Origin of the sequence: Corallococcus caeni (assembly GCF_036245865.1) — a bacterium.
Classification (GTDB): Bacteria; Myxococcota; Myxococcia; order Myxococcales; family Myxococcaceae; genus Corallococcus; species Corallococcus caeni.
Window position 1 is genome coordinate 81889 of record NZ_BTTW01000006.1, and the last position, 19727, is coordinate 101615.

Annotated in this window: 17 protein-coding genes; 7 read left to right on the forward strand and 10 right to left on the reverse strand. The window is 68.8% G+C overall.

Annotated elements, in window-relative coordinates; translation table 11 throughout:
* Window positions 1-131: 131 nt before the first annotated feature.
* Window positions 132-1499: an NAD(P)/FAD-dependent oxidoreductase gene (locus tag AABA78_RS24620; RefSeq protein ID WP_338266350.1), complete on the forward strand. Its 1368-nt coding sequence runs from the start codon at window positions 132-134 to the stop codon at window positions 1497-1499.
* Here AABA78_RS24620 and AABA78_RS24625 read toward each other — a convergent pair.
* From AABA78_RS24625 to AABA78_RS24645, 5 genes are all read right to left on the reverse strand, one after another.
* Window positions 1434-3068, reverse strand: coding sequence for a YifB family Mg chelatase-like AAA ATPase (locus AABA78_RS24625; RefSeq protein WP_338267201.1), 1635 nt, complete (start codon window positions 3066-3068; stop codon window positions 1434-1436). The genes AABA78_RS24620 and AABA78_RS24625 overlap by 66 nt on opposite strands.
* Before the next feature lie 228 nt (window positions 3069-3296).
* On the reverse strand, window positions 3297-3812 hold the full coding sequence (locus AABA78_RS24630) for an ExbD/TolR family protein (protein WP_338266351.1): 516 nt from the start codon (window positions 3810-3812) through the stop codon (window positions 3297-3299).
* On the reverse strand, window positions 3812-4222 hold the full coding sequence (locus AABA78_RS24635) for an ExbD/TolR family protein (protein ID WP_120523783.1): 411 nt from the start codon (window positions 4220-4222) through the stop codon (window positions 3812-3814). Before AABA78_RS24635 ends, AABA78_RS24630 begins: the two co-directional genes overlap by 1 nt.
* 102 nt (window positions 4223-4324) lie before the next feature.
* The gene (locus tag AABA78_RS24640; RefSeq protein ID WP_120523782.1) at window positions 4325-4999 is read right to left on the reverse strand and encodes a MotA/TolQ/ExbB proton channel family protein; all 675 of its coding nucleotides are present in this window, start codon (window positions 4997-4999) and stop codon (window positions 4325-4327) included.
* Between the two features lie 74 nt (window positions 5000-5073).
* A complete protein-coding gene (locus AABA78_RS24645; protein ID WP_171415770.1) occupies window positions 5074-5817 on the reverse strand; it encodes an energy transducer TonB in 744 nt (247 codons plus the stop codon).
* A 231-nt stretch (window positions 5818-6048) separates the two neighbouring features.
* Between AABA78_RS24645 and AABA78_RS24650 the strand changes: the two genes are divergently transcribed.
* From AABA78_RS24650 to AABA78_RS24665, 4 genes are all read left to right on the forward strand, one after another.
* Window positions 6049-9228, forward strand: coding sequence for a TonB-dependent receptor domain-containing protein (locus AABA78_RS24650; RefSeq protein ID WP_338266356.1), 3180 nt, complete (start codon window positions 6049-6051; stop codon window positions 9226-9228).
* A gap of 30 nt (window positions 9229-9258) precedes the next feature.
* Window positions 9259-9999 carry a hypothetical protein gene (locus AABA78_RS24655; RefSeq protein WP_338266357.1) on the forward strand — a complete coding sequence of 247 codons (741 nt, stop codon included), beginning with the start codon at window positions 9259-9261 and terminating at the stop codon, window positions 9997-9999.
* Window positions 10000-10114: 115 nt separating this feature from the next.
* On the forward strand, window positions 10115-11659 hold the full coding sequence (locus AABA78_RS24660) for a radical SAM protein (RefSeq protein ID WP_338266358.1): 1545 nt from the start codon (window positions 10115-10117) through the stop codon (window positions 11657-11659).
* Window positions 11660-11757: 98 nt separating this feature from the next.
* Entirely contained in the window at window positions 11758-12696 is a 939-nt protein-coding gene (locus AABA78_RS24665) for a hypothetical protein (protein ID WP_338266359.1), read from the forward strand.
* Between the two features lie 12 nt (window positions 12697-12708).
* Here the strand turns inward: AABA78_RS24665 and AABA78_RS24670 are convergent, their stop codons facing one another.
* Together AABA78_RS24670 and AABA78_RS24675 are read right to left on the reverse strand one after the other, a co-directional pair.
* Window positions 12709-13314: a hypothetical protein gene (locus tag AABA78_RS24670; protein ID WP_338266361.1), complete on the reverse strand. Its 606-nt coding sequence runs from the start codon at window positions 13312-13314 to the stop codon at window positions 12709-12711.
* A gap of 26 nt (window positions 13315-13340) precedes the next feature.
* Window positions 13341-13898: a DUF4920 domain-containing protein gene (locus tag AABA78_RS24675; RefSeq protein WP_171436860.1), complete on the reverse strand. Its 558-nt coding sequence runs from the start codon at window positions 13896-13898 to the stop codon at window positions 13341-13343.
* 89 nt (window positions 13899-13987) lie between these two features.
* Here AABA78_RS24675 and AABA78_RS24680 point away from each other — a divergent pair, with 89 nt between their 5' ends.
* Window positions 13988-14419 carry a DUF2752 domain-containing protein gene (locus AABA78_RS24680; RefSeq protein WP_338266363.1) on the forward strand — a complete coding sequence of 144 codons (432 nt, stop codon included), beginning with the start codon at window positions 13988-13990 and terminating at the stop codon, window positions 14417-14419.
* Window positions 14420-14441: 22 nt separating this feature from the next.
* Window positions 14442-15020, forward strand: a complete 579-nt coding sequence (gene plsY, locus AABA78_RS24685; RefSeq protein ID WP_338266366.1) for a glycerol-3-phosphate 1-O-acyltransferase PlsY — start codon at window positions 14442-14444, stop codon at window positions 15018-15020.
* Here the strand turns inward: plsY and AABA78_RS24690 are convergent.
* The 3 genes from AABA78_RS24690 to AABA78_RS24700 are packed head-to-tail and all read right to left on the reverse strand — an operon-like array spanning window position 14946 to window position 19628.
* Entirely contained in the window at window positions 14946-16175 is a 1230-nt protein-coding gene (locus tag AABA78_RS24690; RefSeq protein WP_338266367.1) for a THUMP domain-containing class I SAM-dependent RNA methyltransferase, read from the reverse strand. The genes plsY and AABA78_RS24690 overlap by 75 nt on opposite strands.
* Window positions 16176-16217: 42 nt before the next feature.
* The gene (locus tag AABA78_RS24695) at window positions 16218-16502 is read right to left on the reverse strand and encodes an antibiotic biosynthesis monooxygenase family protein (protein ID WP_338266369.1); all 285 of its coding nucleotides are present in this window, start codon (window positions 16500-16502) and stop codon (window positions 16218-16220) included.
* A 60-nt stretch (window positions 16503-16562) separates the two neighbouring features.
* Window positions 16563-19628, reverse strand: coding sequence for an FtsK/SpoIIIE family DNA translocase (locus AABA78_RS24700; protein WP_338266371.1), 3066 nt, complete (start codon window positions 19626-19628; stop codon window positions 16563-16565).
* Window positions 19629-19727: the final 99 nt, after the last annotated feature.

Here is a 19727-nt window from a genome sequence, read left to right on the forward strand (position 1 = left end):
CCCGGGTGCTGAGAAGGCGCAAGGGGAGGGCGTCCGCGCATAAGCAGACACGGGGGGATGTGACAGGCCAGCTTGGTGGGATGGAAGGCTTTGCATTGAATCCCGAGCACGTGGGCGTGACATCTCCTCTCGTGAATACGACCCGTGAGAACCTTCCCCATGTGGTCATCCTGGGAGGCGGCTTCGGCGGCCTCTACGCGGCCCGGTATCTGCGAAAGGCAGGGGTTCGCGTCACGATGGTGGACCGTCACAACCACCACCTCTTCCAGCCCCTGCTGTACCAGGTGGCCACCGCGACGCTCAGCCCCAGTGACATCGCCGCGCCGCTGCGGGCCATGCTTGGACGCAATCACGTCCAGGTGCTGCTCGCGGAAGTGACCGGCGTGGACACCGCGCGCAAGCGAGTCCTCCTGGCGGACGGCGAGCTGGCGTACGACTTCCTCATCGTGGCCACCGGGGCGACGCACTCGTACTTCGGCAACGAGGCCTGGTCGCGGCACTCGATGGGGTTGAAGACCGTCGAGGACGCCCTGGAGATCCGCCGCCGCGTGCTGCTCGCCTTCGAGCAGGCCGAGCGCGAACCGGACCCCGAGCGCCGCCGCGCGCTGCTCACCTTCGCCATCATTGGCGCGGGCCCCACGGGCGTGGAGCTGGCGGGAGCCCTGGCGGAGATCAGCCGCAATTCATTGTCGGGTGACTTCCAGAACATCGACCCCCGGGATGCGCGCGTCATCCTCATCGAGGGCATGGACCGCGTGCTTCCCACCTACCCCGAGAATCTCTCGGGTGAGGCCCGCCGGGTGCTGGAGAAGCACGGCGTCGAGGTCCGCACGGGCACCCGGGTGACGAACATCGACACGGCGGGTGTCGACATGGGACCTGAACATCTGGCGGCCCGTACGGTGCTCTGGGCCGCGGGTGTGGAGGCCTCGCCCGTGGCCCGCTCGCTCGGCGTGACGCTGGACAGGGCAGGCCGCGTCCCGGTGACGCCCGAGCTCACCGTGCCCGGACATCCCGACATCTTCGTCGTGGGCGACCTGGCGCTCGTGAAGCAGGACGACGGGAGCGCGGTCCCAGGAGTGGCGCCCGCGGCGATGCAGGAGGGCAAGCACGCGGTGCTCAACCTCCGCCGTCAGCTCGCGGGCCAGCCCATGCAGCCCTTCCGCTACTGGGACCGGGGAACCTACGCGGTCATTGGCAGAGGCCATGCCGTGGGCGTGGCCTTCCGCCGCGTCAAGCAGTCCGGCTTCGTCGCCTGGCTGGCCTGGCTCTTCATCCACATCACCTTCCTCATCGGCTTCCGAAGCAAGCTGGCCGTGCTGCTCAACTGGGCCTACTCGTACCTGACGTTCGGCAGGTCGGCGCGCATCATCACCGGCCCCGCTCCCCGCCTGGATGAGCGGGGCGTGCCTCCCCTGCCCGTCGGGGAAGGGTCAGCTGTTGTAGGGCGGGAAGCCGTGGCTCCCGCCGTTGTCGGAAGACTGATGCCTGACAGGTGAGGGGAGGGGTGATGCCGCTGCGCCCTGGGTGTTGGTGTGCAGCCAGCCCCGGCGGTCCAGCATCCGGCAATCGACGGCGAGCAGCAGGTCCACGTCCTCGATACGTCCGTGGTCCTCCAGGTCCGCGCGGGTCCGCGCCAGCTTGAGGATGCGGTCGTGCGCTCGAGCGGACAGACCATGTTGCTGAACCGCTCTCTTCAATTCCATCTCTGCTTTTGGGGACAGCGCGCAGAAGCGGCGCAGCAGATGCGACGGCATCTGTGCGTTGCAGTGCACGCCTGGCGTGTCCTGGAAACGGACGCGCTGCCGTTCACGCGCGGCCTGTACGCGCTGTCGGTAGTACCGGCTCGGCAGCTCCGGTGTCTTCGCCGCGAGCTGGTGGTACTCCACTGGCCGCGTCTGCACGGTGATGTCGATGCGGTCCATCAACGGCCCGCTGATGCGCGTGTGATAGTCGAAGACGCGGTGCTCGCGGCAGGTGCACTTGTGCCCCGGGACGTTGAAGTAGCCGCAGGGGCAGGGGTTCATCGCCGCGACCAGCATGACGCGGCACGGATAGGTGATGTGCTGGGTTGCCCGCGCCAGGTGGATGACCCCTTCCTCCAGGGGCTGTCGCAGCACCTCCAGGACGTTCTTCCGGAACTCCGGAAGCTCGTCGAGGAACAGCACCCCATGGTGCGCCAGGGACAACTCTCCCGGACGCGCCATGGGACCTCCACCCACGAGCCCCGCGTCGGACAGCGTGTGGTGGGGCGAGCGGAACGGCCGCTCCCGCACCAGCGCCTGCTCGTCTCCCAGCAGCCCCTGGATGGAGTAGACCTTCGTCACCTCCAGGGCTTCATCGAACGTCATCTCGGGCAGGATGCCTGGCAGCCGCCGAGCCAGCATCGTCTTGCCTGAGCCCGGAGGCCCGGCCATCAAGAGGTTGTGACCGCCGGCCGCCGCCAGCTCCAACGCCAGCTTCAGTTCCGGCTGCCCGCGCACGTCGGCCATGTCCGCGACCTCCGAGCGACAAGACTCTGGCGGTGTCCCCGTGCGCGTCAGCGGCGTCAGGGGGGCCTCGCCCGTGAGGTGCCCTACCGCCTCGCGCAGGTGGGCCACCGGCAGCACCTGGATTCCCTCCACCAGCGCCCCCTCCGCTGCGTTCGCGGCCGGCACCATGATCCCGCGATAGCCGCCATTCCGGGCCGCCACGGCCAGGGGCAGCACGCCCTTGATGGGCTTGATGGAGCCGTCCAGCGACAGCTCCCCGCCAAAGAGGTAGTGCCCCAGCGGCTCCTCCTCCATGAGCCTCGCCGCGGCAAGGACGCCCAGGGCGATGGGCAGCTCGAAGGCCGCCCCCTCCTTGCGGATCTCCGCGGGAGCCAGGTTGACGGTGATCCGCTTCTGCGGAAGGTCGAACCCGGCGTTCTTCAGCGCGGAGACCACCCGGACCTTAGACTCCCGGGCTGCTCCCTCCGGCAACCCCACGACGTTGAAGTAGGGCAGGCCGAGCGCCATGTCGACCTCGCACTCCACCACCACCGCGTCGATGCCCATCAACGCCCCTGACCGCACCCTCGCCAGCATCGTCATCCCCTTCCCACCCACGTACCGGGGCAGGGGAGAGCAATGCACGTACCGAGGCCCTGCCCCCTGGGATGGCCCGCCGCGGCCATCCACCGCGCCAGACGTCGGGTCCCGCTCGGGGACGCGGTGCCTGGAAAAAGAAGAAGCCCGCTGGCGTCGGAACGCCAGCGGGCTTCGGATGGAATCAGTGACGGGGTTTCCCGCGTCAGTGCTGCCTGAGCAAGTGGATCAGGGCGCCGGCGTGGGGGCGGGCGCGGGCGCCGCGCCGTCCGGCGTGGTCGCCGTGCCCTGGATGACCGCGTTCTGGGGAAGCTCGGTGGCCATGCCCAAGATCTTCGCTCCCGCGGCACGGGCGCCGTCGAGCGCCACCACGAGCTTGCCGTAGTTCGCCGCGTCATCCGCCATGAAGAAGACGACCTTCTCGTCCGGCTTCTTGGCGTTCAACATCCGCTTGAGGCGGGGGATGTAGTCGGACGCGGGGATCTGCTCCGTGTTGATGGAGTAGGCGCCGGCCTTGTCCACCTGCACGACGATCTGCTGATCATCGGGCTCGGGCGGCGGCTGGTTCTCCTCCACCTCCGTCTCCGGGACCCGGACGAGGATGTCCTTCTCCAGGAGCGGCGTCACCACCATGAAGATGATGAGGAGCACCAGCACCACGTCCACCAGGGGCGTGACGTTGATCTCCGAGTTCGGCGCGGACGCGGGCTTGACCCACTGACGCTGCTTGTGTCCTCGGGCCATTACTTCTTCTCCTCGACACCCAGGGCGATCTGCTTCGCCTTCGCCTTGCGGGCCGTGTCCAGCACCTTGCGCACATCGCCCACGTTCAGGGCGTTGTCACCCTTCAGGAGGATCTTCTTGCCTGGATCCTTCACCAGCTCGGCGGCGATCTTCTCCTGGAGCCCCTTCTCGTCGACCTCATCGTTCTCCACGAACATCTTCTTGTCCGGGGTGATGGAGAGGATCAGCGGGTCGGCTTCCTTGCCTTCCTTTTCGATCTCCGTGGCCTTGGGCAGCTCCACGGACTTGCCGCGCTGGAGCATGGGCGTCACGACCATGAAGATGATGAGGAGCACCAACACCACGTCCACCAGGGGCGTGACGTTGATCTCGCTCTTGATGCCCCCTTTGGGGCCTGCTGACATTCCCATGCGTGCACCTGTGTCCGGGAAGGGATTCCCACCCCGGGGCAGCGCGGCTTCTCAGCCGGGCCACCCTCATGGGTGGGGAGGTCCCAGGGTGTGGGCTACGACTCAGGCCGCGTGCGAACCGCCGCCCACGTGCCGCGCCACCACGTCCAGGAACTCGTTGGAGGACTCGGAGATGTCCACGGAGCGGGCATCCACCCAGCCCTGCAGGAAGTTGTAGGCCATCACGGCGGGGATCGCCACGAGCAGGCCGAACGCCGTGGTGATGAGCGCCTCGGAGATACCGGCGGAGATGGTCGCCAGACCGCCGGAACCCGCGGCCGCCATCAGCTGGAAGGCGTTCACGATACCCATCGTGGTGCCCAGCAGGCCGACGAACGGGGCCGTCGAACCGACGGTGGCCAGCAGGCCCAGGCCGCGCTTGAGGCTCTGCACCTCGCGCTGCGCCTGGCGCTCCAGCGCGCGGGCCACGGACTCCACCGCCAGGTCCTTGTTTCCGGGGCTGATCCGGTACGCCGTCAGGCCGGAGTTGATCACGCGGCCCAGATGGCCCACGTCCTTGCCCAAGTTGGTGTTCGCGGCGGTGGTCAGGTCGCCCTTCGCCAGGATCGCGCCCATCTTGGCGGCGAAGTTGCGGCTGTCAGAGCGGGTCTTGCGGAAGACGATGATCCGCTCCGCCATGACGACCAGCGACGCCACCGACATGATGGCGAGGGTGAAGATGATCAAGCGGGCGAAGAGGCCCGTGTGGTGCCAGATGTCAGCAAGGGTAAATTGCATGGCTGTGGAGCGCTCCTCCTCACGAGCGCGGGGTTATTTTCGGCGGACTGCTCAAGCGGGGCTGCCTGGCTGGATCAGCGCGGCAGCTTCAGGTTGAAGTTGAACGTGTACTGAACTTCGACCGGCCTGCCCTGGAACGTGACCGGCTTGTAGCGTGAGGCGGTAAGCACGTCCATCACGGCCTGTTCCATGTGAGGGAGCGGCTTGATCGTGCGGCAGCGCTCGACCTTTCCCTCGGTCGTGATCACGCACTTCACGATCATCAGACCCTGCACGCGCGCCTCGAGGGCCTCACGCGTATAGCTGACTTCGGGACCCGCGATCTTCTCGGGACGCGTCATGCCTTGGCCGAACGCCAGCACGTCCGTCCCCGTTCCACCCAACTGACCGCCCACCACGCCGCCAATCACACCGCCGACCACGCCACCCACCACGCCGCCCGCGACACCGCCTTCGACGCCACCCTCGACCTCGGACTCGCTCGCCTCTTCCTCGGGCTCGGGCGCGGTCTCCGTCTCCTGCGGCTTCTGCTGCGGGATCTCCTTCGGCTGGACGATCATGTCCTTGGGCTTCTTGGGCGTGACCTTCTTCTCCGTCTTCGGCTTCGACGCCGGAGGAGGCGGAGGAGGCGGAGGAGGCGGAGGCGCCATGGTGGCCTTCAGCGTGACCTCGACCTCCTTCTCCTCCACAGGAGGCGGGCGCGTGGAGAGATAGGCCACAAGACCCAGCAGGCCGATGTGGAGCACCGTGGAAACGCCGGCACCCACGCCGAAGCGCGACTTGGGTCCTTGCCCGCGGTCAAGGACTGAATCGAACATGCACGTAACTCCTCTTCACCAGTGGACTACCCGTCCCCGCCATGCCCGGATTGAAGGGCGGCCACCATACAGAAAAGGGTTCCGGGTTCAAGCAACCGTGTTTGGCGCCGCAATCGTGATCGCGCCAATGCCCCACTGGTCACCAAAAAGCAACGGTCTATTGACAACTGCTTGACCTCGGATATTTTCCGGAGTCATTTTCGGTTGCAGCCCACCTTGGAGGGGTTTGGTATGCAAGTGAAACAAGTACTTCGGGAAACCGGAGTCGTCCTTGCTGCGGGTCTGTTGTACGGATCCGCGGCTTTCGCGCAGTCCAGCGTCATCATCGGCACTGTCATCAACACTGAGGACAAGAAGCCGGCTGCAGATGTCGTTGTGACCGCCACCTCGCCCAACCTGCAGGGCGAGCAGACCGTAGTTACCGACGCTCAGGGTAACTACCGTATTCCCCAGCTCCCGCCGGGCACGTATACGTTGCGGTTCGAGAAGGAGTCGTTCAAGCCTTTCGCCCGCCCTGAAATCCAGCTGTTGCTCAACCGCACCATCCGCGTGAACGTGGAGCTGCTCCCCGAGAGCTTCTCGTCGACGGAGACCATCGTTGGCGCGCCGCCGACGATCGACGTCGGTTCGACGAACCAGGGCGTCAACGTTGATCAGGAGTTCATCAAGCGCATCGCGGTGGCCCGTCCGGTGGGCAAGGGTGGCGCGACGCGCTCCTTTGAGTCCCTGGCCGAGCTCGCCCCGGGCGCCCAGTCCGACCAGTACGGCGTGTCCATCAACGGCACGACCTCGCCCGAGAACGGTTACGTGGTGGACGGTCTGTCCACGAACGACCCGGCCTTCGGCGTGAACGCCAGCCCGCTGAGCATCGAGTTCGTGCAGGACGTGAACATCATCACCGGCGGTTACATGCCGGAGTTCGGTCGCTCCACGGGCGGTGTGATCAACGCGGTGACCCGGTCGGGCTCCAACGAGTTCCACGGCTCCGTGTTCGCCAACTGGACGCCGGGCGCCCTGGAAGGCAACCGGAAGCTGGTCATCGAGGACGGCACGACGGTCACCGGCCTGAACGCCCTGAGCAACCTGGGCGACTTCGGCGCGACCCTCGGTGGTCCCATCCTCAAGGACAAGCTCTGGTTCTTCGCCGGCTTCGCGCCGTCGTTCCAGCGCTACGAGCACACCCGCGCCCTCAACGCCTTCACGCTGGATGATGACGGCGCGGTGGCGAAGGATGCGAACGGCTTCAGCGTCGTCCAGCAGATCCCGGGTTCCGAGCGGACGTACTTCGCGGACTCCCGCACGATCCAGTTCATGGGCAAGCTGACGTACCTCATCAACCAGGACCACAACGTGTCGTTCGCCCTGAACGGCACCCCGACCGTGTCGGGTGGTCTGGGCAAGCTGCAGATCAGCCCCCGCTCGGGTGGTCTGCCCGCGGCGCAGAACGTGCGCCCGGAGGACATCGGCCAGACCGAGAACCGCGCGAACACCACGGCACTCGCCCTCAAGTACGCGGGCGCGTTCATGGAGAAGAAGGTCCTGGTCGACGCCAACCTCGGTTGGTTCCACCAGACCGCGGGCACGCCTCCGGCGGACGGCAGCGCCATCGGCGCGACCAACGGCCTGGCGGGCTACGCGCTGGCGCAGTACACCCGCACGCGTCCCCTGACGCAGTTCGAGAGCGTCCCGAACGCGGAAGAGTACTGCGGCACGACCACGGCGGAGCAGCTCCTGCGCTGCCCGGCGACGAACTACCTCGTCGGCGGCCCCGGCTTCATGTCCGAGGCCACGCTGGATCGCTACCAGATCAACGCCAAGGCGACCTACCTGCTCAACGCGGCCGGTACGCACGTCTTCAAGGCGGGCGTGGACACGGAGTTCCTGACCTTCGATCAGAAGAAGGCCTACTCCGGTAGCGTGTTCCTGCAGGAGAGCAGCGGTACGGTGAACGGCCGCCGCATCTGGGTGGACAACCGCCGCTACGGCTACCAGACGGCTCCGGACACCCCGGTGTTCGAGACCCTGCAGCAGTCCTCCACGAGCGGCACCACCATCGGTGGTTTCCTCCAGGACAGCTGGTCCATCGCGAACCGCGTCACCCTGAACCTGGGCGTGCGTTACGACGTGCAGTCCATGTACGGCGGCGACGGCAACCTGGCCCTGAAGCTCGGCAACCAGTGGTCGCCCCGTATCGGCGCCGTGCTGGACCCGTTCGCCAACGGCCGCGCGAAGCTGTTCGTGAACTTCGCTCGTTACTACGAGCAGGTTCCGCTCAACATGATGGACCGCGCCTTCCCGGGTGAGCGTCGCTTCAGCGCGCGTCGCTACCTGGCGGAGCCGGGGCAGGCCGGTGGCTGCGATCCTTCCACCCTGGAAGGCCAGCGCGGCAACTGCGCGTCCGACGCGTTCATCGCGCCGCGCGCGGAGAACACGGCCAACGCGAACCAGCTCTACAGCGGCGGTCTGGTGCAGAGCGAGCCGGTGGATCCGGACATCGAGCCCCAGTCCTCCGACGAGTTCGTGGTCGGCGGCGAGTACGAGCTCCTGGCGAACACCCGCCTGGGCGCGAGCTACACGCACCGCGACATGAACAAGGTCATCGAGGACATGAGCCGCGATGACGGCAACACGTACTTCCTTGGCAACCCCGGCAGCGGCTTCGCCAAGGAGTTCCCGACCCCGCAGCGTGACTACGACGCGGTCACCGTCTACCTGAACCGCACGTTCACGGACGGCTGGCTGGCGCAGGCGAGCTACACGTGGTCCCGCCTGTACGGCAACTACCCCGGTCTGTTCCGTCCGGAGAACAACCAGCTCGATCCGAACATCCTCGCGGACTTCGACCTGATTGCCCTCCTGAACAACCGCACGGGTCTGCTGCCCTTCGACCGCACGCACGCCATCAAGGTGTTCGGCGCCAAGGAGTTCAACATCTCCAACGCGCTGTCGGCGAGCATCGGTCTGTCCTACCGCGGCAACTCCGGTACGCCGATCAACTACCTCGGCGCCTACCCGGGCTACGGCCAGGATGAGACGTTCATCCTGCCGCGCGGCACCGGCGGTCGCACCCCGTGGATCAACAGCGTTGACTCCAACGTGGGCGTGAACTACCGCGTGAGCAAGGACAGCGTGGTGTCCTTCACCCTGGACGTGTTCAACCTCTTCAACTTCCAGGGCGTGGAGAGCGTGGACGACTCCTACACGTTCTCGCAGGTCCTCCCGGTCTACGATCCGAAGACCAAGACCTCCGGCACCGCGGCTGACCTGCCGACGGCGGACAGCGAAGGCAGCGTTCCGCTCGCGGACGGCTCGGGCAACCTGGCGTTCGAGGACGTGAACAAGAACTACAAGAACCCGGACCGCTACCAGGCCCCGCGGCAGATCCGCTTCGGTGTCCGGTACACGTTCTAATCACCTGACCACGTGAGGAAGATCAGCAACATGCGCAAGAGCATTCTTTCGACGGTGGTGATGCTGGGAGCCGCGGGCAGCCTGACCGCTTGCGACTTCGAGCAGCCGAGTGCCGGGTGCATCGTCCAGGACGCGTCCTTCGCGAACTGGTACGCCAAGTACGATGCGGTCGGCGCCCCCACGGGCGCGGACTGCAGCCGGTTCGAGCCGCTCACCGGTGAGCAGCTCGGGGTGTGGAAGTTCGCGGACCCGAAGGCGAACACGGCCAAGCTCGTGATCCGCCCCCTGACGCTCGCGGGCCTGGGCCAGTTCGACGCGACCAACACGTTCGACGGGCTTCAGGCGACGGGCAACCTGTCCACGACGACGGACGCGGAGGACTTCTGCGCGGCGTCGGACTTCAACACGGCCGGCGTCAACGCGAACACGGGCAAGGCCAACGAGGGCAAGCCGAACGAGCGGGACTACTCGGTCTCGCCCAGCCAGAAGACGTACCAGTTCAACAACGTCCGGGTGTACTCGAACCCTGGCGCGCCGGGCACGCAGATGACCGGCGAGGTGACCTACACGAGCAACGGCTGCGTCGCGCAGTACGTCATGCGCGCGGTGTGGCCGGTGACGCCTTGTGACCCGGAGCTGGATCCGAACGTGGAGGAGAACTTCGTCGACACGTGCGGTCTGGGCTCTGGCATCAACCCGGACTTCGCGGTGACGTGCGACCCTGAGCTCGGGTTCTGCGTTCCTTCGAAGGCCATCCCGTCGTTCAAGTAGTCGGCACCGACCGACCCTGAAGGCCAACGCGGCCCCGGCAGCCCCTCCCCCACGCGGGAGTGGCGGTCCGGGGCCGCGCTGTTGTTAGTGTCTGGATTCCACTGTCGGGAGGACCATGGAGGGCCGATACGAACTCATCGAGCACGTCTGCTCGCTTCTCGCGGACGAAGTGGGGACGCTCCGCAAGGAGGCGCCCTACCGGGTCGCGCTCTGCTACCCGAGCCCCTACCACGTGGGCATGAGCTCGCTGGGCTACCAGGCCATCTACCGGGAGGTGCATGCGCACGCGGGCGCGACCGCGGAGCGTGTCTTCCTTCCCGATGATGTCGAGACATACAAGAGAACACGGACGCCATTGTTTACCTGGGAATCCCAGGCATCGGTGTCTGGCTTTGAAATGCTTGCATTCTCCGTGGCTTACGAATTGGAGCTCACGGGTTTGTTCACGATGTTGGAGTTGTCTGGTTTGCCGGTTCTTGCCTCGGAGCGGGATGCAAGGCATCCGCTGGTGGTGGCGGGCGGCCCGCTGACGTTCTCCAACCCGGATCCGCTGGAGCCCTTCGTGGACGTGCTCGTCCAGGGGGAGGCGGAGGATCTGATCCACGTGCTGCTGGAGGCCGCGGCCTCCATGGAGCGCGAGGCGCTGCTGGATTACCTGGCGAAGGTCCCCGGCTTCCGGGTGCCCGGGCGGGGCGGAGCGCGCTACCACGTGGCGAAGGCGACGGACGCCCGGCTGCCGGCGCGCACGCAGATCATCACGCCGCACACGGAGCTGCGCTCGATGTTCCTCATCGAGCCGGAGCGTGGCTGCTCGCGCGGCTGCCACTACTGCGTCATGCGCCGCACGACGAATGGCGGCATGCGCACGGTGCCTCCGGAGCGGGTGCTGTCGCTCATCCCGGACTACGCGAAGCGCGTGGGGCTGGTGGGCGCGGCGGTGACGGACCATCCGCGCATCGTGGAGCTGCTGCGCACCATCGTGGACTCGGGGCGTGAGGTGGGGGTGTCCTCGCTGCGCGCGGACCGGCTCACCCAGGAGCTGGTGGATCAGCTCCGGCGGGGCGGGGCGACGAACCTCACGGTGGCCGCGGACGGGGCTTCCCAGAAGATGCGGAACCTGGTGGACCGCAAGCACTCCGAGGAGCAGATCGTCCGCGCAGCGCGGTTCGCTCGCACCGCGGGCATGAAGCAGCTCAAGGTCTACAACGTGGTGGGCCTGCCGCATGAGGACGACGCGGACATCGACGAGCTGATCCGCTTCACCACGGAGCTGTCGCGCATCCTGCCGGTGGCGCTGGGTGTGGCTCCCTTCGTGGCCAAGCGGAACACGCCGCTGGACGGAGCGCCCTTCGCGGGGCTGCGCGAGGTGGAGAACAAGCTGGAGCGGCTGCGCAAGGGCCTTCGCGGGCGGGCGGAGGTGCGGCCCACGTCCGCGCGCTGGGCCTGGGTGGAGTACATGCTGGCCCAGTGCGGCCCGGAGGCGGGGCTCGCCGCCATGGACGCCTGGCGCGCGGGGGGCAGCTTCGCCGCGTGGAAGCGGGCCTTCCAGGAGCGCGGGTGCGAGCCGTACCTGGCCCGCCGCGTGGAGGACGGGCGGCGCCAGCCCACGGTGTGGCCCGTCGTGCCGGGCCGCCCGCCGCCCCAGCCGTCCGCCGCCTGACGGGGCCCGCAAAGGCCGTATTCGCCGGGCTCCGCTTTCGCTAGAAGACGGGCAGCGGGGCCGATGGCCGGCACTCGCATGGCCTCGGAGAGCATCTGGTGAGCACGCAGCGCGTGGAAAAGTCGTGGCAGAAGACGGGCCTCAAGGACTACTCGACGGAGGCCCTGCTGGGCACGCTGGGGCACTACGGGGTCCCCGTGGGCGAAGAGGACTACCGCAAGCTGGCGGAGTCCGCCTATCCGCTCGGCATCGCCCAGCAGTGGGCGGCGAAGTGGAAGGGCACCGGCCCCTTCAAGGACTACGTCGTGGCCGCGGCCGTGGAGCTGTGGCGCCGGTGGATGCCGGACCGCGTGTCCCCGCAGGACTTCACGCAGAGCCTGGCGACGCTGATGCAGGTGCTCGTGCACAAGCTCAACGGCGCGAAGGAGGCCCCGGTGGCCTCCGCCTTCGAGCACGTGAAGTCCCTGCGCTCGAAGCTGACGGTGGATGACAAGGGTGCGCTGCCCCAGCCGTTCCTCCAGGAGGCGCTGGCGCCCTTCTCGGAGAAGGACGCGGAGCTGTTCGACAGCCTGGCGGAGTCGCTGGCCGCCCAGGGGCACCTGGACGACGCGACGGCGTTCGCCGACGTGGAGGAGTTCCTGCTGCCCGACCGGCGCGGCATCTCCCAGGCGGTGGTGCGCGCCGCGAAGGGCGAGCGCGAGCCGGCCATCCAGGACCTCAAGAACCTCATCCACGACACGGCCCGCGCGCCCATCTCGCGCCTGCTGGCGGTGGACGGCCTCATCCACCTGCAGGCGTGGATCGACGCGAACGTCGAAGGCCGCGGCCTGCTGGCGGAGGCGGAGAAGGCCAACGACATCCACCTGGCGCTCGACCTGGTGCCCCGCCTGGAGCACGTCTTCAAGCAGCAGAACGACCGGTCCGCGCTCCTGGAGCTGATGGGCACGCAGGAGCGGCTGGAGGCCCTGCACGACAAGATGCACCCGGGTCACCGGGCGCACCGCCACCAGCACGCGCAGCCCCAGCGCCGCCGCTAATCGGCCGGAGCGTCAGGTCCCCGTGCGCCGGGGGCCCTGGGATTCCGGGGCCTCGGGCGCCTGGGGCTCGCTGACCGTGGAGGCCGTCGATGCGGCCTCCGCGTCTGGCGTGCCGGGCATCACCGGCGCCGCGCGCTTGAGCTTCACCGTGATGACGCCGGGCACGCCTTCCGCCACGTCGCGCACGGGCACCACGGCGCCCACGGTGGTGTAGCGGATGGCGCCCGTCTGGGTGAAGGCGTGCTTGAGGGCGTACTCCTTCGCGCGGGGGAGGAACCACTCGCGAACCCGGGGCAGGGGCAGCGCGTGCAGTTCGCCCTGCGTGAGGAACACGTACAGCATCAGGTCCGCGCCGCTGTAGAGGAAGCAGCCCGGGGTGTCCTTCTCCAGGTTGGAGATGAGCTCGAAGAAGTAGCGGCGGCGGGTGGCCTGCCGGTCGCCCTTCACCTCGATGCCGCGCACCTCTCCGGAGGGCAGCTCCCAGAGCAGGTCCACGCCCCGGTGCTGGAAGCGCGGATCCAACTGCACGTCGTGCACGCGCGAGCCGGGCTCCGTCTCCAGAAGCCACGCGCGGGCGTGCTGCACGGCCCGGTCGGCCGCGCCCTGCACACCCCGCATGCTGAAGCTGCGTCCACCCATCGCGACTAGCGGCGCAGCTCGACGCCGGAGGCCACGAGCTGCACCTCGCGGGGCTTGCCGTCGGTGCCGCGCGGGACGATGGCGCCTTCCGCCTCGTAGTGCTTCGCGTGGGCGTCGCTCAGCTCCGCGACCTTCACCACGCCCTCCACGCGCGCCTGCGAGCCCGCGGAGTCCAGCGGGACGAAGAAGCCGTAGTCCTTGAACGTCACGCGCACGCCGGGGCTCTTGGCGTCCTGGGCCAGCTCCAGCCAGCAGCCCTTCTTCTCACACGCCTTGCGCACCTGGCCCTCCACGCGCACGACCTTGCCGTCGTGGGCCTGGGGCTTCGCGAGCAGCTCCGCGAGCTTCACCGTGGGCTCGCCCTTGAGGGGCTCTCCGCGGGTGAGCGTCCAGCCGGTGCTGGCGGCCTTGGCGGCCTCGGGCGTCTTCGCGTCGGCGGGGTGGTGGCAGTCGCTCGACGCGGCTTCGGCCTTGGCCTTGGCGGGCGCGGGCGTCTTGTCCGCCGCGAGGGCCACGAGGGGAGCGGCGACCAGCATCACGAGGGCGGTGCGGAGCATGTGCATGCCCGTTCGCTTAGCCCAGGTTTCCGGGGCCCGGCAAGGCACCCCTTCCATCCTCGCGACTTGTCCCGCACACTCGGCGCGAGGTGCGCATGAAGGTCACCATTCCCGCTCCCAACCGCCGGGTGGGCACATTCGAATGGCTCGGCATCGTCGGACTCGGGGGGCTGCTCGTGGGCCGCTACATCCCCGTGGCCCGCATCATCCCGTTCTGGGGCTGTGTGCTGCGCGAGCACACAGGCTGGCCCTGCCTGGGCTGTGGGCTCACCCGCGTGGCGGACCGCGTCGCGCACTTCAACATCCCGGGCGCCTGGGAGGCCAACCCCCTGGGCACCGTGTGCGCGCTGCTGTTCGCGCTGGCCGCGGTGGTGACGGCCCTGCACTTCCTCTTCGCGCTGCCCATCCCGGAGGTGGAGCTGGACGAGCGCGAGTGGCGGTGGGTGCGCATCGCGTTCCCGCTGGTGTTGCTGGTCAATTACGCCTACGTCGTGGTGCACACCCGTTTCCCGCACCTGCTGTCCTGAGGGCAGGACCCTGTTTTCCTCCGTGCTCTCCGCCTTCCTCCTGCTGGGCTACCTCTGCGGCTCCGTCCCCTTCGGCGTGCTGCTGACGCGGTGGCTACGCGGGGTGGACGTGCGCGCCAGCGGCAGCGGCAACATCGGCGCCACCAACGTCACGCGCGTCGCCGGCAAGAAGCTGGGCGCGGTGGTGCTGCTGCTGGACGCGCTCAAGGCCGTGCTCCCCGTAGGACTGGCCGTGTACTTCATGCCCGGGGACGCGCGGGCGCACGCGCTGGTGGGCCTGGCCGCGGTGCTGGGGCACGTGTACCCGGTGTGGCTCAAGCTCCAGGGCGGCAAGGGTGTGGCCACCGCGCTGGGCGTGCTGGTGGTGCTGGTGCCCGAGGCGGCGCTCGCCGGGGCCATCATCTACGGGCTGGTGGTGGCCCGGTGGCGCGTGAGCTCCGTGGGCTCGCTGTCCGCGGCGGTGGTCGCCATCGCCACCGCGTTCCTCACCGCGCGCTCCCGCGAGTACGTGCTGCTCACCGCGGGGCTATTCGTCCTGATGCTCTGGACGCACCGGAGCAACCTCCAGCGACTCGCCCGGCGCTCCGAGAACCGGCTTTGAGCCGGGGCGCGGCGTCGGGGCGCGGTAGCCCAGGAGCGTGCAGGGGATGGGGCCGTTCCACACGTCGCGCCGGGCCATGGGATGCGCGTGGAAGGCGCTCTCGAAGGCGGGGTTGCCGGACAGCACCCAGACGCGCCAGCCCTGGAGCGCACGCAGCGAGTCACCCAGCTTGAAGTAGAAGGTCTTCATGCCCTTCTGGCCGCCGGAGCCGAGCCGGTCGCCATAGGGCGGGTTGGTGAGGATGAGCCCGCCACCCTCCGGCAGGGGCGGAAGCTTCGTCGCGTCGCCCTCCGCGAGCTGGATCTCCTCTCCCAGCCGCGCCGCCTTCACGTTGCGATCCGCGGCCTCCAGGGCCTCATCGCTCTTGTCGAAGCCGAGGATGGGGACCTCCACCTTGCGCTCGTTGCGCCGCGCGTCCGCGCGCAGGTCCGCGAGCAGCTCCTTCGCGCGCGTGCCCAGGTGCGGCCAGCGCTCCACCGCGAAGGTCCGGTTGATGCCGGGGGCCCGCTTGCGCGCGATGAGGCCGCCCTCGATGACGATGGTGCCCGAGCCGCACATGGGGTCCACCAGCGCCTCCGTGCCGGTGTAGCCCGCCGCGCGCAGGAGGGCCGCGGCCAGGTTCTCCTTCAGGGGCGCGGGGGTGGGGCGCACGCGGTAGCCGCGCCGGTGCAGCGGGTCACCGCACAGGTCCAGGGAGAGGGACAGCTTCTCCTTCACCAGGTGCGCCACCACGGACACGTCCGGGTTGCGCGTGTCCACGTCCGGCCGCGAGCCCAGCTTTTCGCGCAGGCGGTCCACGATGGCGTCCTTCACCTTCAGGGCCACGAAGCCGGAGTGCGCGTGCTCGGTGTCCTTCAGGTTCGCGTCCACCGCGAACGTCACGTTCGTCGTGAGGTGCTCCTCCCACGGCACGCTGGCCACGGCGTCGTAGAGCCCCTGGGCGCCGTGCGCGTCGAACTCGCCCAGCGGGTAGAGCACGCGCATGGCGATGCGGGACCAGAGGCAGACGTTGAGGGCCTCGTCGAGCGCGGCCATGAAGCGCACGCCGCCTCGGTCCTGGCGGATGCGCTTCGCGCCAAGCTCCTTCAGCTCCTCGGCGAGCAGGTCCTCGGTGCCACGCGCGGCGGTGGCGAATAGGGCAAGACGTTCAGCCATGGTGCACCGCCCTTAGACGACCCCGGGCCGATTGGGAACTGCTCAGGTGGCCACTACCTCGTACATCGTGAAGGTGGCGTCCTCCTGGGACGCGCTGGCCCCCTTCGCCCGCTGGAAGTCCTCCGACTGGAAGTAGGCCCGCATGGAGTCCCGGTCCTTCCAGCGCGTGACGAGCAGGATTTCAGGCGAGCGCTCGAACGACCGCAGCACCTCCAGGCCCAGGAAGCCCGCGTGGCCGTCCACGCGCCGTGAGCGCTCCTGGAGCCGGTGGACCCAGCCGTCGGCCTCTTCGGGGGACGCGCGGAAGCGGGTGATGGCGACGATCATGACCGAGGGGAAACCCCGGGGGACGGGTGTCCGTTCCCCCGGGCTTGCGGTGGCGGCGGGCTACATCGCCCCGGCGCCGGGCATGTCGCCCAGGCCGCGCAGCAGGACCTCGCGGGGCTTGGCGCCGTCCGCGGGGCCCACCACGCCGTCGCGCTCCATGCGCTCGATCATGCGCGCCGCGCGGTTGTAGCCGATGCGCATCTTGCGCTGGAGCATGGAGATGGAGACGGAGCGCATCTCGCTGACCGCCGCGAGCGCCTGGTCGTAGAGCTCGTCGGACAGCTCGTCCTCCTCGCCACCGCCGCCCTCGCCCTCGTCGTCGCGCGGCTTGAGGATGGACTCGTCGAAGACGGGCTTGCCCTGGGCCTTGAGGTGGTCCACCGCCTTCTTGATTTCCTGCTCGGAGACGTAGGCGCCGTGCACGCGCTGCAGGTGCGCGCTCGTGGGCGGCATGATGAGCATGTCGCCCATGCCCAGGAGGGCCTCCGCGCCCACCGTCCCGAGGATCGTCATCGAGTCCGGCTTCGAGCGCAGCATGAAGCTGATGCGCGTGGGGAAGTTGGCCTTGATGATGCCGGTGACGACGTCCGTGGACGGACGCTGCGTCGCGACCATCAGGTGGATGCCGGCCGCACGCGCCATCTGCGCGAGGCGTGCGACGTAGGTCTCCACCTCGCGGCTCGCGACCATCATGAGGTCCGCGAGCTCGTCGATGATGACCACGATGTAGGGCAGCTTCTTGAGCTCCTTCTTCTCCGGGGAGGCGGCCTCCACCGGCGTGGACTCGTCGCCGTCCTCCTCGAACTCCGCGTCCTCCTCGCCGTCGGCCTCCAGGTTGGGAGCGGACTCGGAGACGATGGCCTCGCGCAGGTCTTCGTCGTCCTCTCGCGGCGCGGCCACGCCCAGCCCGTCGCTGGCGGAAGCGGGGGCGGGCACGGTGCTGCCCTCCACGTCCACGACGAACATCTTCTTGGGCTTCGTCTTCTTCTTCGCGGCGGGCGCGGCGGCGGGCTTCTCCTCCGACGCCTGCGTCTCCACCAGCTTGTTGAAGCCGGCGATGTTGCGCACGCCCGCCTCGGACAGCATCTGGTAGCGGCGCTCCATCTCCTCCACCGCCCAGCGCAGCGCGAGCGCGGCCTTCTTGGGGTCGGTGACGACGGGGAGCAGCAGGTGCGGGATGCCCTCGTACACGGAGAGCTCCAGCATCTTCGGGTCCACCATGATGAAGCGGACCTCCTCGGGCGTGGCCTTGAGGAGGATGCTCATGATCATCGAGTTCACCGCCACGGACTTGCCGGAGCCGGTGGTGCCCGCGATGAGCAGGTGGGGAGCCTTCACCAGGTCGAAGACGTACGGCATGCCTTCGATGTCCTTGCCCACGCACATGGTGAGCTTGCTGCTGCTCTTCTGGAACGTGTCCTGTTCGGCGATCTCCTTGAGGAACACCGTCTCGCGGTCGCGGTTGGGGACTTCGATGCCCACCACGCCCTTGCCGGGGATGGGGGCGACGATGCGCACGCGCATGGCCTCCATCGCCATGGCCAGGTCGTCCTGGAGCGCGGCGATCTTGCTGACCTTGATGCCGGGCCCGGGCAGGAACTCGTACATGGTGACGACGGGGCCGGGGCGGATCTCCACCACCTCGCCCACGATGCCGAAGTCCGCCAGCTTCGCGCGCAGCTTCTCCGCCGTGACGAGGAACGCGTCCTTGTCCAGCGCGGAGCGCTCCTTCTTGTCCGCCTCCAGCACGTCCAGCGGCGGCAGGGAGAAGCTCTTGCGGTCACCCACGAACTCGAACTGGTCCTGCGGCCGCTTCACGGCGGAGGGCTTGGGCGGCGCCTTGGGCTCCACGATGAGCGGCATGCGCGCCAGCGCGGCGGGCGGCGCGGGGATGAGGGCGTTGCCCGGCGCGGCGGCGGCGGGCTTCTCCGCGGCCACGGGCTTGGCGACGGGCTCGAGCTCCGCGGCGGGCACCGGGGGCGTGGACGGGGCGGCGGGCGGGGTGACGATCTGCGGCGTCTTGCGTGCGCGGCGGGGCGGCTCGGCGGCGTCCGCGTTGGCGGGCAGCTGCGGCTGGGGGGCGAGGAAGGACGCGGCCCAGGCGGGGTCGGCCCCGGGGGAGCGGCGCTCGGCGCGCTCGGGCGGCAGCGCGGGCTGCTCGTCGGAGGCGTCGTCCTGCTCCTCGGGCGGCTCGTCGCGGGTGAGCTTCTTCTCCAGCTTCTCGCGGTCCTTCTGCTCCTTGAGCGCCTTCTTCGCGTTGGCGAGCTGCTCCTTCTCGTTCTGCCGGGCCAGGCGCACGGCCTCCTCGGCCAGGGCCTCGGCCTCGGCGGCCTCGGCCTCGGCGGCCAGGCGCTCGGCCTCGGAGAGCTCCTCCTCCTCGGCCTCCAGCTCCGCGAGGAACGCGGCCTCCTCTTCCTTCTCCTGCGCGAGCCGCTCCTGGCGGGCCGCGTAGTTGACCTTCTGCTGCTCCCAGAAGACGTGCGCGGCCTCGGAGACGCGGCGGCCCAGCACGGTGAGGCCGGCCCACACCAGCGAGCACAGCTTGAAGAACGTGTACTGGGTGCCGACGATGAGCGCCGCCGCGCTGATGGCGGTGACGAGGATGATGGTGCCGACGGTGGAGAACATCCCCTCCATCAGGCCGCCCAGGCTGGCGCCCAGCGCGCCGCCGGGCGGGTGGGCCCAGCCCTTGTCCTTGGCGAACATGAGCTGCGCGAGCACGGACACGCTGCAGGTGAGCAGCGCCAGGGAGATGATCTGCGGCAGGCGGCGCCGCTCGCGGTTGCCCACGAAGAGCACCACGGCGGTGTAGATGCCACCCGCGGGGATGAGGTAGGCGCACACGCCCAGCGCGCCGCGCAGGGCCTCCGCGATGAGGTGGCCCATGGGGCCCACCGCGTTGTGGAAGCCAGGCCCCACCCGGTCATGCGCGTCGAACGTGGCGACCGCCAGCAAGGCCAGCAACGAGGCGGCCAGGATGAAGACGCCGATGAGCGCCCGCTTGGCGGGGCTCGCCGCGCCCGGAGCCTTCATCTTCTTGTTGTTGAGCGCCTTGCGGCGCGTCGCGATCTCCTGCCGGGAGAGCACCGCCTTCTCCCCCCGGCCACCCTTCTTTGCCGCTGTCATGGACCCCTGTTCCCTCTGCCCGATTCCAGCCGCGTAGCGAGCTGTAGCAATCCGCCCGGCGAGAATAGGGAGGGAGGGAGCGGGGTCAATTTTCCGGCA